The 13,687-nt window shown below is 71.5% G+C and carries 13 protein-coding genes; 10 read left to right on the forward strand and 3 right to left on the reverse strand.

The features are described from left to right. Both PH203_RS00005 and PH203_RS00010 read left to right on the forward strand, forming a co-directional pair. A partial coding sequence (locus PH203_RS00005) for an SdrD B-like domain-containing protein (RefSeq protein ID WP_289914591.1) occupies positions 1–1,581 on the forward strand: 1,581 nt, incomplete at its 5' end. Positions 1,582–1,671: 90 nt separating this feature from the next. Then, entirely contained in the window at positions 1,672–2,547 is an 876-nt protein-coding gene (locus tag PH203_RS00010; protein ID WP_289914592.1) for a hypothetical protein, read from the forward strand. Between the two features lie 80 nt (positions 2,548–2,627). On the opposite strand, the gene PH203_RS00015 is transcribed toward PH203_RS00010, so the two are convergent. Beyond that, positions 2,628–3,983 (reverse strand): right-handed parallel beta-helix repeat-containing protein, encoded by a 1,356-nt coding sequence (locus tag PH203_RS00015; protein ID WP_289914594.1) that lies wholly within the window; start codon positions 3,981–3,983, stop codon positions 2,628–2,630. 23 nt (positions 3,984–4,006) lie between these two features. On the opposite strand from PH203_RS00015, the gene PH203_RS00020 reads away from it, so the two are divergent. The 4 genes from PH203_RS00020 to PH203_RS00035 all read left to right on the forward strand — a co-directional run bounded on the left by PH203_RS00020 (position 4,007) and on the right by PH203_RS00035 (position 7,670). Continuing rightward, positions 4,007–5,047: a Dyp-type peroxidase gene (locus PH203_RS00020; RefSeq protein WP_289914597.1), complete on the forward strand. Its 1,041-nt coding sequence runs from the start codon at positions 4,007–4,009 to the stop codon at positions 5,045–5,047. Positions 5,048–5,222: 175 nt separating this feature from the next. After that, complete coding sequence (locus tag PH203_RS00025; RefSeq protein WP_289914599.1) at positions 5,223–5,543, forward strand: hypothetical protein; 321 nt, start codon at positions 5,223–5,225, stop codon at positions 5,541–5,543. Positions 5,544–5,759: 216 nt separating this feature from the next. Continuing rightward, on the forward strand, positions 5,760–6,992 hold the full coding sequence (hemW, locus tag PH203_RS00030) for a radical SAM family heme chaperone HemW (RefSeq protein WP_289914601.1): 1,233 nt from the start codon (positions 5,760–5,762) through the stop codon (positions 6,990–6,992). Positions 6,993–7,091: 99 nt separating this feature from the next. Further along, on the forward strand, positions 7,092–7,670 hold the full coding sequence (locus PH203_RS00035) for a Uma2 family endonuclease (RefSeq protein WP_289914604.1): 579 nt from the start codon (positions 7,092–7,094) through the stop codon (positions 7,668–7,670). Here PH203_RS00035 and PH203_RS00040 read toward each other — a convergent pair. Beyond that, the gene (locus PH203_RS00040) at positions 7,648–8,460 is read right to left on the reverse strand and encodes a DUF3097 domain-containing protein (RefSeq protein ID WP_289914606.1); all 813 of its coding nucleotides are present in this window, start codon (positions 8,458–8,460) and stop codon (positions 7,648–7,650) included. The genes PH203_RS00035 and PH203_RS00040 overlap by 23 nt on opposite strands. A 31-nt stretch (positions 8,461–8,491) precedes the next feature. Then, on the reverse strand, positions 8,492–9,223 hold the full coding sequence (locus tag PH203_RS00045; RefSeq protein ID WP_289914608.1) for an MBL fold metallo-hydrolase: 732 nt from the start codon (positions 9,221–9,223) through the stop codon (positions 8,492–8,494). A 151-nt stretch (positions 9,224–9,374) separates the two neighbouring features. Between PH203_RS00045 and hrcA the strand changes: the two genes are divergently transcribed. The 4 genes from hrcA to PH203_RS00065 all read left to right on the forward strand — a co-directional run bounded on the left by hrcA (position 9,375) and on the right by PH203_RS00065 (position 13,671). Then, positions 9,375–10,391 carry a heat-inducible transcriptional repressor HrcA gene (gene hrcA / locus PH203_RS00050; RefSeq protein ID WP_289914611.1) on the forward strand — a complete coding sequence of 339 codons (1,017 nt, stop codon included), beginning with the start codon at positions 9,375–9,377 and terminating at the stop codon, positions 10,389–10,391. Next, on the forward strand, positions 10,392–11,528 hold the full coding sequence (dnaJ, locus tag PH203_RS00055) for a molecular chaperone DnaJ (RefSeq protein ID WP_289914616.1): 1,137 nt from the start codon (positions 10,392–10,394) through the stop codon (positions 11,526–11,528). A 314-nt stretch (positions 11,529–11,842) separates the two neighbouring features. Further along, positions 11,843–12,928: a nitronate monooxygenase gene (locus PH203_RS00060; protein WP_289914618.1), complete on the forward strand. Its 1,086-nt coding sequence runs from the start codon at positions 11,843–11,845 to the stop codon at positions 12,926–12,928. Further along, positions 12,925–13,671: a 16S rRNA (uracil(1498)-N(3))-methyltransferase gene (locus tag PH203_RS00065; RefSeq protein ID WP_289914620.1), complete on the forward strand. Its 747-nt coding sequence runs from the start codon at positions 12,925–12,927 to the stop codon at positions 13,669–13,671. The genes PH203_RS00060 and PH203_RS00065 overlap by 4 nt, the downstream gene beginning before the upstream one ends. Positions 13,672–13,687 lie beyond the last annotated feature (16 nt).

The raw sequence follows: 13,687 nt of genomic DNA on the forward strand, positions 1-13,687 counted from the left end.
CCTGATGGTTCGTACAAGGTCTGTTTCGTGAAGCCTGAGGGCTATGACTGGACGAAGCAGAACGCTGGTGCCGAGGGCGATGACTCTGTTGTCGACCCGGCGACTGGTTGCACGGACCCGGTGACGCTGGGCCCGGACAAGCGTGAGGATCTCACGCTGGATGCGGGTCTGGTTCCGGTGACGAACCGGCTGGGCGACTTCGTCTGGTACGACACGAACGGCAACGGCATTCAGGACGCGGACGAGAAGCCCGTGTCTGGTGTGACGGTGAACCTGGTCGACCCGGCCACCGGTGATGTCATCAAGTCGACGACCACCGATGACCAGGGCAAGTACCTGTTCGATCAGCTGCCTGATGGTTCGTACAAGGTCTGTTTCGTGAAGCCTGAGGGCTATGACTGGACGAAGCAGAACGCTGGTGCCGAGGGCGATGACTCCGTCGTCGACCCGACGACCGGTTGCACGGACCCGGTGACCCTGGGCCCGGACAAGCGCGAGGACCTCACCTTGGACGCCGGTCTGGTTCCGGTGAACAAGTTGGGTGACTTCGTCTGGTACGACACCAATGGCAATGGCATCCAGGATGCGGACGAGAAGCCCGCTCCCGGCGTCAAGGCCGACCTCGTCGACCCGGCCACCGGTGATGTCATCAAGTCGACGACCACCGATGACCAGGGCAAGTACCTGTTCGACCAGCTGCCTGACGGTTCGTACAAGGTGTGCTTCACGGCGCCCGACGGTTACGGCTGGACGAAGCAGAACGCCGGTGCCGAGGGTGACGACTCCGTCGTCGACCCGACGACCGGTTGCACGGACCCGGTGACCCTGGGCCCGGACAAGCGCGAGGACCTCACCTTGGACGCCGGTCTCGTGCCGGCCAACAAGCTGGGTGACTTCGTCTGGTACGACACCAATGGCAATGGCATCCAGGACCCGGGCGAGAAGGGTGCGGAGGGCGTCAAGGTCAAGCTGATCGACCCGGAGACGGGCGAGGTCATCAAGACCGTGAAGACCGACGCGGACGGCAAGTACCTGTTCACGGACCTGCCGGACGGCAAGTACCGGGTCTGCTTCACCGCGCCGGCCGACTACCAGTGGACCAAGCAGAACGCGGGCGGGAACGGCGACGACTCCGTCGTGAAGCCCTCCTCCGGCTGCTCCCCGGTGGTCACGCTCGGCCCGGGCAAGCGTGAGAACCTCACGCTGGACGCCGGCCTGATCAAGAACCTCGGGCTGACGGTCGTCAAGACCGACAAGAAGACCGGGAAGCCGCTCGCCGGCGCTGTCTTCCAGCTCTGGCACGACAGCAACGGCACGCCCGGGCTGCAGCGCAAGGGTGTGAAGAAGGACGCCCTGGTGGGTGACTGCGTCACCGCGGCCAAGACCGGCCGCTGCTCCTTCGACCGACTGCCGATCGGCACGTACTACCTGGTCGAGACGGACGTTCCCGAAGGGTACGTACTGCCTGCGAAGCCCGTCTTCGGGCCGTACGCGGTCACCCTGCGGAACGCCTCGTCGGACGACGGTCTCATCGTGAAGATCGCCAACAAGCGAGGGGAGCCGTGCAAGGGCAAGTGCTGACCGTGGCCACTCGGCCACGGGGGTGAACCTCGGGCGGGCCGCTCACCGGTGCAGACCGGTGGGCGGCCCGCCCGCCTGTAGAGACGTGGCATGCACAGCAAGACGAAACGACTCCTCACCGCGGGAGCGGTGGTGGCGGCGGGCGGCCTCACCGCCGTGGCCGCGATGTCCGTGACCGGTGGCGGCTCCGCCGACGGCCCGCGCCCCGTCTCCGCCGACGAGGCCCAGCGCATGGCGCAGGCCCGCTTCCGCGTCTACCGGGCCAGCCCGTCGGCGGTCACGCTGCGGGTGACGACGACAGCGGGGGACACCACGATCCGGGCGGTGGTCGACCACCGACGGCACCGCGCGGTGGGGATGTACGACGCCGAGGCCGACGGCGGACGAGGGCTGCTGGCGTGGGACTCCTCGGGGGTGGCGGTCGCGCGCGGCACGGAGAAGGGTGCCGCGGGGAAGAAGCCCGGAGCCGCCGGGGACGGCGCCGCGAAGCCCGAGGAGAGCGGCCGCAAGGGGGCGGAGGCCGCCCGGCCCGGGGCGTCGGGGACGGCGGTGGCCGAGACGCCCGCGCGGGAGGTGCTGCGGGCGGCCCGCGGTGTGGAGAAGAAGAAGTGGGCGCGGCGGGGGTTCGTCGGAGGGCCGCTCGACGTCGGGCTGCGGCTGGTGCTGGGCATGGCCTCCGACCGGCCGGAGAACGCCCAGCTGCTGGCCCAGTCGGGACCGCTGTGGTTGCGGGACGACCGGATCGAGGGGCGTTCCCTGGACGTCTTCTCCGGCCCCCGGCCCCGCCCGCAGGGCTCGGCCGCGCCGTCCGGCAGCTCCCCGCTGGCGTACTGGATCGACGACGACGGCGACCTCCGGCGGCTCACCGCAACGCTGGGGCAGAGCCGCACGGTCACCGTCGACGTGACCGAGCACCAGGTGGCGGGGAAGCTGCCGGCCGGGCCCTGGAAGAAGCCGGACGACTGAGACGACTGAGGCGACCGAGCGGCCCGCGCCGGAGCAGGGGTGGCGCCTCGACCCAGGTCGAGGGGCCACCCCTGGCTTGTTCAGTCCCGTGCCGGGACCGCCTCGGCCGACTTCGGCAGCGGGAAGTCCGAGGGCTGCACGCGGCCCGGCAGGGCGACCGCCGGGCGGGGGGCCGCCGTGGGGGAGCCGGGGAGGTTCGGCTGGGCCGGGGGCGCCGGGACGTCCTGGAAGGAGATGCCCGGCGGCGCCTGGACGGGGTGCGCGCGGCCCAGCGGGGGGTGGCCGGTGCCGGGCTCGGCCGAGACCGGGGTCTCAGTACCGGTGGCGCGGCTGCAGCGGGCCAGTCCGGACAGGTCCGCCGGGCTCGTGACCGACTCCCCGTTGTCCGTGAAGCAGTTGCCCGCCGGGGCTCCCGTGGCCAGGACCAGGTCGGTGCCGTTGCCGGTGACCCGGTTGCCGCGGACCCGGTTGCCGTGGGCGGGGTAGCCCTGGACGTCGGTCAGCAGGACGCCGGCCGCGCGGTTGCCCGAGACGAGGTTGCGCTCGATCAGGTTGCCGTGTCCGCCGCCTGCCCCGATCCCGATGCCGAAGCCGCCGTCGGCCTGCTCCGGGCTCTGGTCGTCGTTGTTGTCGGTGAGGGCGTTGCCCGCGACGACCGCGCCGTGCTGCGGGCCGAGCGCCTCCAGGTCGTTGGAGTTGAGGGTGAGGCCCACCCGGTTGTGGGCGGCGCGGTTGCCCAGCAGGTACAGCTGCTCGGAGGCGTTGGTGACCTCCAGGCCCACCGCGTTGTGCTCGACGGTGTTGTGCCGGACCACGGTGGCGCAGGGCCGGCACTGGCCGACGTAGATCCCGGAGTCGGCGTGCCCGGAGGCGTAGGAGTGCTCGATGACGCCGGAGCGGGCGTCGAAGGCGTAGATGCCGTACAGGGCGTTGTCGTAGGCCGTCACATAGGAGGCCCGGAAACCCTTCAGCGGGGGGAACTTGACCGTGTCCAGCGGGTCGTAGCCCGCGCCGCCCGCGCCGCCCGCCTGGAGCCGCTCGTCCGTCACGCCGGTGAACAGCACCCCGTTGGCGAGGTGGTTGCGCACGGTGAGGTTCTCCACGACCGCGCCCGCGCCGGTGACCGTGATTCCGTTGGACCGCTCGAACTCGCCGTCCACCACGACCGTCGACCGCTCGGTGCCCCGCAGCACCACGCGCGGCTTGGACACGGTGACGCTCTCCCGGTAGACCCCGGGCGACACCAGCACCAGCCCGCCGGGCCGCACCCGGTCCAGGGCCTCCTGGAGGGAGCCGGTGTCCTGCGGGACGCGGACGACGGCCGCGCCCGCCGTGCCGCCCGAACGGCCCGACGAGCCGCCGGGCGAGCACGCGACGAGGATGACGAGAAGGGTGGCGGCCCACAGGACAGGGCGCGGGAAACGGTTCGATCGCACGCCGCAGATGTATCGTCCCGTTCGTGCTCAAGGCAACGAATGCCGGATTCGACACGCTTGATACCTCATCAGGGCCCGGAATCGACCGCCGCACCGTGCTCGCCGCCGGCGCCGGACTCACGGTGGCCGGCTGCGCGAAGGACCCCGGCGACGGCCACCGGGGCCCGGCCCACGGCGGCGTACGACAGCCCGGCGTGACCACTCCCCAGCAGCGCGCCGCACTCGTCCTGGCGTACGACCTCGACGCGGGAACCCGGCAGCTGCGCGCCGTACTGCGCACCTGGGGCCGCGCCCTCAAGGAGGACCGCACCCCCACTCTCACCGCCACCGTCGGGCTCGGACCCCGGCTCGCCGCCCCCGCCCTGCGTGAACTGCCCCCCTTCCCCGGCGACCGGCTCGACCCCGCCCGCTGCGGCGGCGACCTGCTGCTCCAGCTCCGCGCCGACGACCCGCGCGCCCTCACCCGCGCCGCACCCCGGTTCGCCCACCCCGCGCTGCGCCCGCGCTGGCGGCAGCGGGGCTTCCTGCCGCCCGCGCCGCCCGGCTCGGCGCCCCGCAACCTGCTCGGCTTCAAGGACGGCTCCGCGAACCCGACCCCCGAGGAGTGCGAGCGCTGGGTGTGGACGCCGGACGGGGGGACCTTTCTCGTCGTACGCCGGGTCCACCTGCGCGTCACGGAGTTCACCCGGCTCACCACCCGCCGCCAGGAGGAGATCGTCGGCCGCCGGCGCGCCGACGGCGCCCCGCTGGACGGCGGCCGCGAGACCGACGACGTGGACGTCTTCGCCAAGACCCCGCAGGGCCGCTACATCACCCCGCTCGGCGCCCACGTCCGCGCCGCCAGCCCCCGCCTCGACGCCGGCGCCCGCATGCTGCGCCGCGGCTACTCCTACGACGACGGCCCCGACGACCGCGGCCTGCTCTTCCTCGCCTACATGCGCGACCCGGGGCTCTTCGTACGGGTCCAGCGGCGGATGGCGGCGCAGGACGAGCTGAGCCGGTTCAGCGAGCACCGGGGGTCGGCGGTGGCGTACGTACCGCCGATGGCGGAGCTGTGGGACTGAGGGAGCGTTCCGTGCCCGGCTTGCTGCCCACACGTACACCGAGTCGTCCTCGGCCAGGGCGTTCCACAGCCGCCGCGCGTCGTCGAGCCGCAGGTTGACGCAGCCGTGCGAGCGGGGGGCGTCGTACAGGTCGGAGTAGTGGTCGCGTTCCCGCCAGTGGACCGAGTGCCATCCGGTGCGGGTCTCGTACCCGTCCCGGCCCGACCGGACCGGCACCGGCGCGAAGGTCACCCGCCGCCCGTGCTGCACCCACATCAGCCGCCGGTCCAGGTCCATGCAGGCCACCCGGTACGCGCCCACGGGACAGCGGCCGGCCGCGTTCGGGTTCCGGCGGGCCTCGACGACCAGCATGATCCGGTACGTCACGAGGCCCGCGCAGCCGTCGGCGGGCCGGATCCCGTTGCGGGACTGGAACGCGCGGATCGCCTCGCCGTCGGCCACGAACTGCCGCCCGTCCGCCCGCAGCCGCAGATGCCTCTCCAGCTCCCGCTGGTAGGGCCCGGTGCCGGTGTGTGCGGGGTGACCGTATTCGAGCTGACTGAATTCGAGCTGACTGAATTCGGGCAGACCGGATTCGGGGCGGCCCGGACGCGCCCATGAAGGCCCCCTGCCCAGGTGTGCCAGGGGTTCCAGCAATACGGCAGGCCGCCGTGGGCCGCGGTCTGGGCTGGGCCGTCCGGGGCCGCCGCGGACGTACGGGACAATGGAGGGCATGCCTTCCGCACTCCCCGACGGCGAGCCCGTCCCCGACGACGGCACGCTCCCCGCGTCCGCGCTCGCCGGGGCCGCCGACCGCCCCCTCGGGTTCTATCTGCACGTTCCGTACTGCGCGACCCGCTGCGGGTACTGCGACTTCAACACCTACACGGCGACCGAGCTGCGCGGCACGGGCGGCGTGCTGGCGTCCCGTGACAACTACGCGGACACCCTCATCGACGAGATCCGCCTGGCGCGGAAGGTCCTGGGCGACGACCCGCGTCCCGTCCGCACGGTGTTCGTCGGCGGCGGCACGCCCACGCTGCTGGCCGCGGGCGATCTCGTACGGATGCTCGCGGCGATCCGCGACGAGTTCGGGCTCGCGCCGGACGCGGAGGTGACGACGGAGGCGAACCCCGAGTCGGTGGACCCCGCGTATCTGGCGACCCTGCGGCAGGGCGGCTTCAACCGGATCTCCTTCGGCATGCAGAGCGCGAAGCAGCATGTGCTGAAGATCCTGGACCGCACCCACACGCCCGGGCGTCCGGAGGCGTGCGTGGCGGAGGCGCGGGCGGCGGGCTTCGAGCACGTCAACCTGGATCTGATCTACGGCACCCCGGGCGAGTCGGACGACGACTGGCGGGCCTCGCTGGAGGCGGCGATCGGGGCGGGTCCGGATCACGTCAGCGCGTACGCGCTGATCGTCGAGGAGGGGACGCAACTGGCTCGCCGTATCCGCCGGGGCGAGGTCCCGATGACCGACGACGACGTCCACGCGGACCGGTACCTCATCGCGGAGGACACGTTCTCGGCCGCGGGCTTCGAGTGGTACGAGGTGTCGAACTGGGCGACGTCCGAAGCGGGCCGGTGCCTGCACAACGAGCTGTACTGGCGGGGCGCCGACTGGTGGGGCGCGGGGCCGGGAGCGCACTCGCATCTGGGCGGGGTGCGGTGGTGGAACGTGAAGCATCCCGGGGCGTATGCGGCGGCGCTGGCGGCGGGGAAGTCGCCGGGGGCGGGGCGTGAGCTGCTGTCGGAGGAGGACCGGCGGGTCGAGCGGATTCTGCTGGAGCTGCGGTTGCGGGAGGGGGTGCCGTTGTCGCTGCTGCGGGAGGAGGGGCTGGCGGCTTCTCGGCGGGCGCTGGGGGAGGGGCTGCTGGAGAGCGGACCGTACGAGGAAGGGCGGGCGGTGCTGACGCTGCGGGGGCGGTTGCTGGCGGACGCGGTAGTGCGGGATCTGGTGGACTGATCACTCCCACGAGTGAATCCCCCCGGAACGCCGGTTCGGTGCCTAACCTGGTTCGTAGGCTGCCGCCGACAGGACGCGGCGGATGTGGAGGCCACGGAGATGACCGCTGTGGACGAGCGTGGGATTGCCAAGTTCTTCGAGGAGTTCGAGCCTCCCGAGGGCATCAAGGCCGAGCTTCTCCGGGGGGAAATCGTGATGATGGCCACTCCCGATCTGGTGCACAACCGGATCGTGGCGGACGTGGTGGACCAGATCCCGCGTAAGCGCTGGGAACGGCTTCAGGTGACGGACGTGGACATCATCGATGAGACCAGCGAGCCCATTCCGGACTTGGTGGTGGTGGAACGCGGTGTCGCCCCGGACTCAGGCCGTCTGCTGCCGTCCCAGTTGGTCACGATGGTGGTCGAGGTTGTTTCCAAGACCAGCGTCCAGCGGGACTACGAAATCAAGCGGTCGATCTACGCCGCCGGCGAGGTGTCTGCCTACCTCATCGTGGATCCGATCATGGCGCAGTGCGTCTTGCTGACGAGGCCCGTCGGGAAGGGGGAGAACGCCGATTACCAGAGGCAGCAGGTCACCAAGTTCGGGGCGCCACTGCCGCTGGAGGATCTGGAGCTCGAATTGGACACCAGCGAGTTCGGCACGTATCCCAACGTCAGGCCCCACCGCTACCCGTGACGAAGTCGATCAACTCCTCCACCCTGCCCAGCAGCTCCGGTTCAAGGTCCTTGTAAGACTCCACCCGCTTCAGAATCGCCTGCCACACCGCCCCCGTGTTCTCCGACGGCCACCCCAGCGCCCGGCACACCCCCGTCTTCCAGTCCTGCCCGTGCGGCACCCGCGGCCAGCCGGCGATCCCCAGGGACGACGGCTTCACCGCCTCCCAGATGTCGATGTACGGGTGGCCCACCACCAACGCGTGTTCGCTCGTCACCGCCTGCGCGATGCGCCACTCCTTCGTGCCCGGGACCAAGTGGTCCACCAGGATGCCCAGGCGGGCGTCCGGTCCCGGTGCGAACTCCTCGACGATCCTCGGGAGGTCGTCCACGCCCTCCAGGTACTCCACGACCACGCCCTCGATGCGCAGGTCGTCGCCCCAGACCTTCTCCACCAGTTCCGCGTCGTGGCGGCCCTCGACGTAGATGCGGCCGGCGCGGGCCACACGGGCGCGGGCGCCCGGAACGGCCACCGAGCCGGACGCGGTGCGGGACGGTCGTACGGGAACGCCTGAGGGCTTCACCAACGTCACCACGCGGCCCTCCAGCAGGAAGCCGCGCGGCTCCAGCGGGAACACGCGGTGCTTGCCGAAGCGGTCCTCCAGGGTCACCGTGCCCGCCTCGCAGCGGATCACCGCGCCGCAGAAGCCGGTCGCGGGCTCCTCGACCACCAGGCCGGGCTCCGCCGGGACCTCGGGGACGGGCTTCGGCTTCTTCCAGGGCGGGGTCAGGTCGGCGGAGTACTGGCGCATTCGGATGACGATAGGAGAACCGGCCGCAGGGTCACTGCGACACGCCGAAACGGCGGGCCAGAGCGTCGCGCTGACCTCGTACGAACCCCGCGTCCACCACCGCTCCGTGACCGGGTATGTACAGCGCGTCCTCGCCGCCCAGCTCCAGCAGGCGGTCCAGGGCCGCCGGCCAGTGCGACGGTACGGCGTCGGGGCCCGCCTGCGGTTCGCCGGACTCCTCGACCAGGTCGCCGCAGAAGACCACCTCGGGGTCGCCGGGGACGAGGATCGCCAGGTCGTGGGCCGTGTGGCCGGGGCCGACGTTCGCCAGCAGGACCTGGCGGCCGGTGCCGAGGTCGAGGGTCCACTCGCCGGAGACGTGGTGGCGGGGGTGGGCCAGGGACTCCAGCGCCTCGTCGGCGAGCGCCGCCTCCAGGCCGTTGCGGATCGCGTCCGTGCGGAGTTCCTCGCGGGCCTGGTGCTGCTCGAAGAGCGCGGCCATGCCCACCGGGCCGTACACCTCCGCGTCCGCGAACGCCCCCGCCCCGAGGACATGGTCGAAGTGGGGGTGGGTCAGCGCGAGATGGGTCACACGCCGGCCCGTGAGGGTCTCCGCCTGCCTGCGCAGGAGCGTGCCTTCGGCCAGGCTCGACCCGGCGTCGATCAGCAGGGCGGTACCCTCGCCGACGACCAGCCCCACCGTGCAGTCCCAGCCAGGGAGCCGGCACCGGCCGACCCCGGCCGCCACCCGTTCCCACCCCAGCTCTTCCCAAGTCACCGTCATACGGCGACGCTAGCCGTATGGGCGGTCGCGGCAGGACCGACCTTGCCGGGGCGGTACCCCACCGCCGTACACTGGGCCGGGGAACGCTGGCACTCGGATGTGAAGAGTGCCAGGAGGGGCGCCGCGGGAACGACTTCTGGAGGTGTGCGCGATGCTGAGTGAACGCAGGCTTCAGGTGCTGCGCGCCATCGTCCAGGACTACGTGGGCACCGAGGAGCCGGTCGGCTCCAAGGCCCTCACCGAGCGGCACAGCCTCGGTGTCTCGCCGGCGACGATCCGCAACGACATGGCGGCCCTGGAGGACGAGGGGTTCATCGCCCAGCCGCACACCAGCGCCGGGCGGATCCCCACCGACAAGGGCTACCGGCTGTTCGTCGACAAGCTCGCCGGCGTCAAGCCGATGACCGCGCCCGAGCGGCGGGCCATCCAGAACTTCCTCGACGGCGCCGTCGATCTCGACGACGTGGTCGCGCGGACGGTACGGCTGCTCGCCCAGCTCACACGGCAGGTCGCCGTCGTGCAGTATCCGTCGCTGACCCGGTCCACCGTCCGGCATGTGGAGCTGCTCTCGCTCGCCCCCGCGCGCGTGATGCTCGTACTGATCACCGACACGGGCCGGGTCGAGCAGCGGATGATCGACTGCCCCGCCCCCTTCGGGGAGGCGTCCCTCGCCGACCTGCGGGCCCGGCTCAACAGCAGGGTCGCGGGGCGGCGCTTCACCGATGTGCCCAGGCTCGTCGAGGACCTCCCCGAGGGCTTCGACCACGAGGACCGCGGCACCGTCTCGACCGTGCTCTCCACCCTTCTGGAGACACTCGTCGAGGAGAACGAGGAGCGGTTGATGATCGGCGGAACCGCCAATCTGACCCGCTTCGGACATGACTTCCCCCTCACTATCCGACCGGTCCTGGAGGCCCTTGAGGAGCAGGTCGTGCTCCTCAAGTTGCTTGGCGAGGCCGGGGATTCGGGCATGACCGTACGCATCGGTCATGAGAACGCCTATGAGGGACTCAACTCCACGTCCGTCGTGTCGGTCGGCTACGGTTCGGGCGGCGAGGCAGTCGCCAAGCTCGGCGTGGTCGGACCGACCCGCATGGATTACCCGGGAACGATGGGAGCGGTACGCGCAGTGGCACGGTACGTCGGACAGATCCTGGCGGAGTCGTAAGTGGCCACGGACTACTACGCCGTTCTCGGCGTGCGCCGCGACGCGTCGCAGGAAGAGATCAAGAAGGCCTTCCGTCGGCTCGCCCGCGAGCTGCACCCGGACGTCAACCCGGATCCGAAGACCCAGGAGCGGTTCAAGGAGATCAACGCCGCTTACGAGGTGCTGTCGGACCCGCAGAAGAAGCAGGTCTACGACCTCGGCGGCGACCCCCTGTCCCAGGCGGGCGGCGGTGGCGCGGGCGGCTTCGGGGCCGGCGGGTTCGGGAACTTCTCGGACATCATGGACGCGTTCTTCGGTACGGCGTCGCAGCGGGGACCGCGGTCGCGGACCCGCCGGGGCCAGGACGCGATGATCCGGCTGGAGATCGAGCTCGACGAGGCGGCCTTCGGCACCACGAAGGACATCCAGGTCGACACCGCGATCGTCTGTTCCACCTGCAGTGGTGAGGGCGCCGCTCCCGGTACCTCCGCCCAGACGTGTGACATGTGCCGTGGTCGCGGTGAGGTGTCGCAGGTGACGCGGTCGTTCCTGGGCCAGGTCATGACCTCGCGGCCGTGTCCGCAGTGCCAGGGGTTCGGGACGGTCGTTCCGACGCCGTGCCCCGAGTGCGCGGGCGACGGCCGGGTGCGGTCGCGCCGGACGCTGACCGTGAAGATTCCCGCCGGCGTCGACAACGGCACGCGGATCCAGCTGGCCGGCGAGGGTGAGGTAGGGCCCGGTGGCGGTCCCGCCGGTGACCTCTACGTCGAGATCCACGAGCTGCCGCATTCGACGTTCCAGCGGCGGGGCGACGATCTGCACTGCACGGTGACGATCCCGATGACCGCGGCGTCGCTCGGTACGAAGGTGCCGCTGGAGACGCTGGACGGTCTCGAGGAGGTCGACATCCGGCCCGGTACCCAGTCCGGGCAGTCGATTCCGCTGCACGGTCGTGGAGTCACGCATCTGCGTGGCGGCGGCCGCGGTGACCTCGTCGTCCACGTCGAGGTGCAGACGCCGAACAAGCTGGATCCGGAGCAGGAGCGGCTGCTGCGCGAACTGGCGAAGCTGCGTGGCGAGGAGCGGCCTCAGGGGCAGTTCCAGCCGGGGCAGCAAGGGCTGTTCTCGCGGTTGAAGGATGCGTTCAACGGTCGCTGACGGGAGCTGAGCGAAACTGCTGGGGGTCCGGGGGTCGGCCCCCGGGGGACGCAGTCAGCCGGGGCAGCAGGGGCTGTTCTCGCGGTTGAAGGATGCGTTCAACGGTCGCTGAGCGGGAGGCGCGCGGGGCCCGCGGCGGAGCCGCTGATGGATGCTGCTTCGCCCCCGCCGCCCCTGCCCGTCCCCTCCTTCTGGGGCTCCGCCCCAGACCTCGCTCCTCAAACGCGGGAGGGGCTGGATTCAGCTCAGGCACTGTCCTGTGCCAGTGGAAGGCCGGATTCGGACTTGTTCGGGGGACGTGACAACATGCGGGCATGTCCACCGCGCTGACCGATCTTTTTCCGCATCCGATCGTGCAGGCCCCCATGGCGGGGGGCGTTTCCGTGCCGCAGCTCGCCGCCGCCGTGGCCGAGGCCGGAGGGCTCGGATTCCTCGCCGCCGGGTACAAGACGGCCGACGGGATGTACCAGGAGATCAAGCAGCTGCGGGGGCTGACCGGGCGCCCTTTCGGGGTGAATCTGTTCATGCCGCAGCCCGAGTACGCCGACCCCTCAGCCGTCGAGGTGTACGCGCATCAGCTGGCCGGTGAGGCCGTCTGGTACGAGACCGAGCTGGGCGATCCCGACAGCGGACGGGACGACGGGTACGACGCCAAGCTGGCCGTGCTGCTCGACAATCCCGTGCCGGTGGTCTCGTTCCACTTCGGCATCCCGAGCCGTGACGTGCTCGACTCCCTCCGGCGTGCGGGCACCTTCACCCTCGTCACCGCGACCACCGTCGAGGAGGCCCTCGCCGTGCAGCGGGCCGGGGCCGACGCGGTCATCGCGCAGGGTGTGGAGGCGGGCGGGCACCAGGGGACCCACCGGGACAGTCCCGAGAACGACGGCGCCGGGATCGGGCTGCTGTCGCTCATCGCCCAGGTGCGGGAGACCGTCGGCATCCCGATCGTCGCCGCCGGCGGCATCATGCGCGGCGGCCAGATCGCCGCCGCCCTCGCCGCGGGCGCCAGCGCCGCCCAGCTCGGCACCGCCTTCCTCGCCACCCCCGAGTCCGGCGCCGCCGCCGTCCACAAGCAGGCGCTGACCAACCCCCTGTTCGCCCGGACCGAACTGACCCGCGCCTTCTCCGGCCGCCCCGCCCGCGGTCTCGTCAACCGCTTCCTGCGCGAGCACGGCCGGTACGCCCCCGCCGCGTACCCCGAGGTCCACCACCTCACCTCCCCCCTGCGCAAGGCCGCCGCCAAGGCCGGGGACGCGCAGGGCATGGCGCTGTGGGCCGGACAGGGGCACCGCATGGCACGTGAACTGCCCGCGGGGCAGCTGGTGGAAGTGCTGGCCGGTGAACTCGCCGCCGCGAAGACAGCGTTGTCGGTCTACCCGGAGGGCGGTGACGTCCGATGACGGCTCCCGTGTTCGTCGTCGGCCAACTGGACGGCATCGGCGGGCAGTTCGTGCTCGACGGCCCCGAGGGACGGCACGCGGTCTCCGTGAAGCGGCTCGCGCCCGGCGAGGACGTCATCCTCACCGACGGGGCCGGGCACTGGGCCGACTGCGTGGTGCTCGCCGCCGAGGGCAAGGACCGGCTGATCGTCCGGGTGGACTCGGTCGCCGAGGAGCCGCAGGAACAGCCGCGCATCACCGTCGTACAGGCGCTGCCCAAGGGCGACCGCGGTGAGCTCGCCGTGGAGACCATGACCGAGACCGGCGTCGATGCCGTCGTGCCCTGGCAGGCGGCCCGTTGCATCACCCAGTGGAAGGGCGACCGGGGGCTCAAGGCGCTAGCCAAGTGGCGGGCCACCGCCCGCGAGGCGGGCAAGCAGTCCCGGCGGGTGCGCTTCCCGGAGGTCGCGGACCTCGCCACGACCAAGCAGGTCGCCGCACTGCTCGCCGAGGCCGACTTCGCCGCCGTCCTCCACTCCGACTTCGAGCACGGCAGCGAACCGCTCGCCACCGCCGAACTCCCCGACCGGGGCGAGATCGTGCTCGTCGTCGGGCCCGAAGGCGGCGTGTCCAAGGACGAGTTGGCGCTCTTCCAGGAAGCGGGGGCGAAGGCGTACGTCCTCGGGCGTAGCGTGCTGCGTACGTCGACCGCCGGGACCGCGGCGGCCGCCGTGCTCCTCGCCCGCACCGGCCGCTGGTCCTGACACCCCGGGGAATCTC

The sequence above is a fragment of the Streptomyces sp. S.PB5 genome (genome assembly GCF_030403745.1).
Lineage (GTDB): Bacteria > Actinomycetota > Actinomycetes > Streptomycetales > Streptomycetaceae > Streptomyces.

Bases quoted from the DNA above. Each gene is read 5' to 3' on its own strand.
- PH203_RS00040 (WP_289914606.1), bottom strand. From the start codon at position 8,460: ATGCGCCAGTACTCCGCCGACCTGACCCCGCCCTGGAAGAAGCCGAAG.
- hemW (WP_289914601.1), top strand. From the start codon at position 5,760: ATGCCTTCCGCACTCCCCGACGGCGAGCCCGTCCCCGACGACGGCACG.
- PH203_RS00010 (WP_289914592.1), top strand. From the start codon at position 1,672: ATGCACAGCAAGACGAAACGACTCCTCACCGCGGGAGCGGTGGTGGCG.
- hrcA (WP_289914611.1), top strand. From the start codon at position 9,375: ATGCTGAGTGAACGCAGGCTTCAGGTGCTGCGCGCCATCGTCCAGGAC.
- PH203_RS00035 (WP_289914604.1), top strand. From the start codon at position 7,092: ATGACCGCTGTGGACGAGCGTGGGATTGCCAAGTTCTTCGAGGAGTTC.
- PH203_RS00060 (WP_289914618.1), top strand. From the start codon at position 11,843: ATGTCCACCGCGCTGACCGATCTTTTTCCGCATCCGATCGTGCAGGCC.
- PH203_RS00045 (WP_289914608.1), bottom strand. From the start codon at position 9,223: ATGACGGTGACTTGGGAAGAGCTGGGGTGGGAACGGGTGGCGGCCGGG.
- PH203_RS00065 (WP_289914620.1), top strand. From the start codon at position 12,925: ATGACGGCTCCCGTGTTCGTCGTCGGCCAACTGGACGGCATCGGCGGG.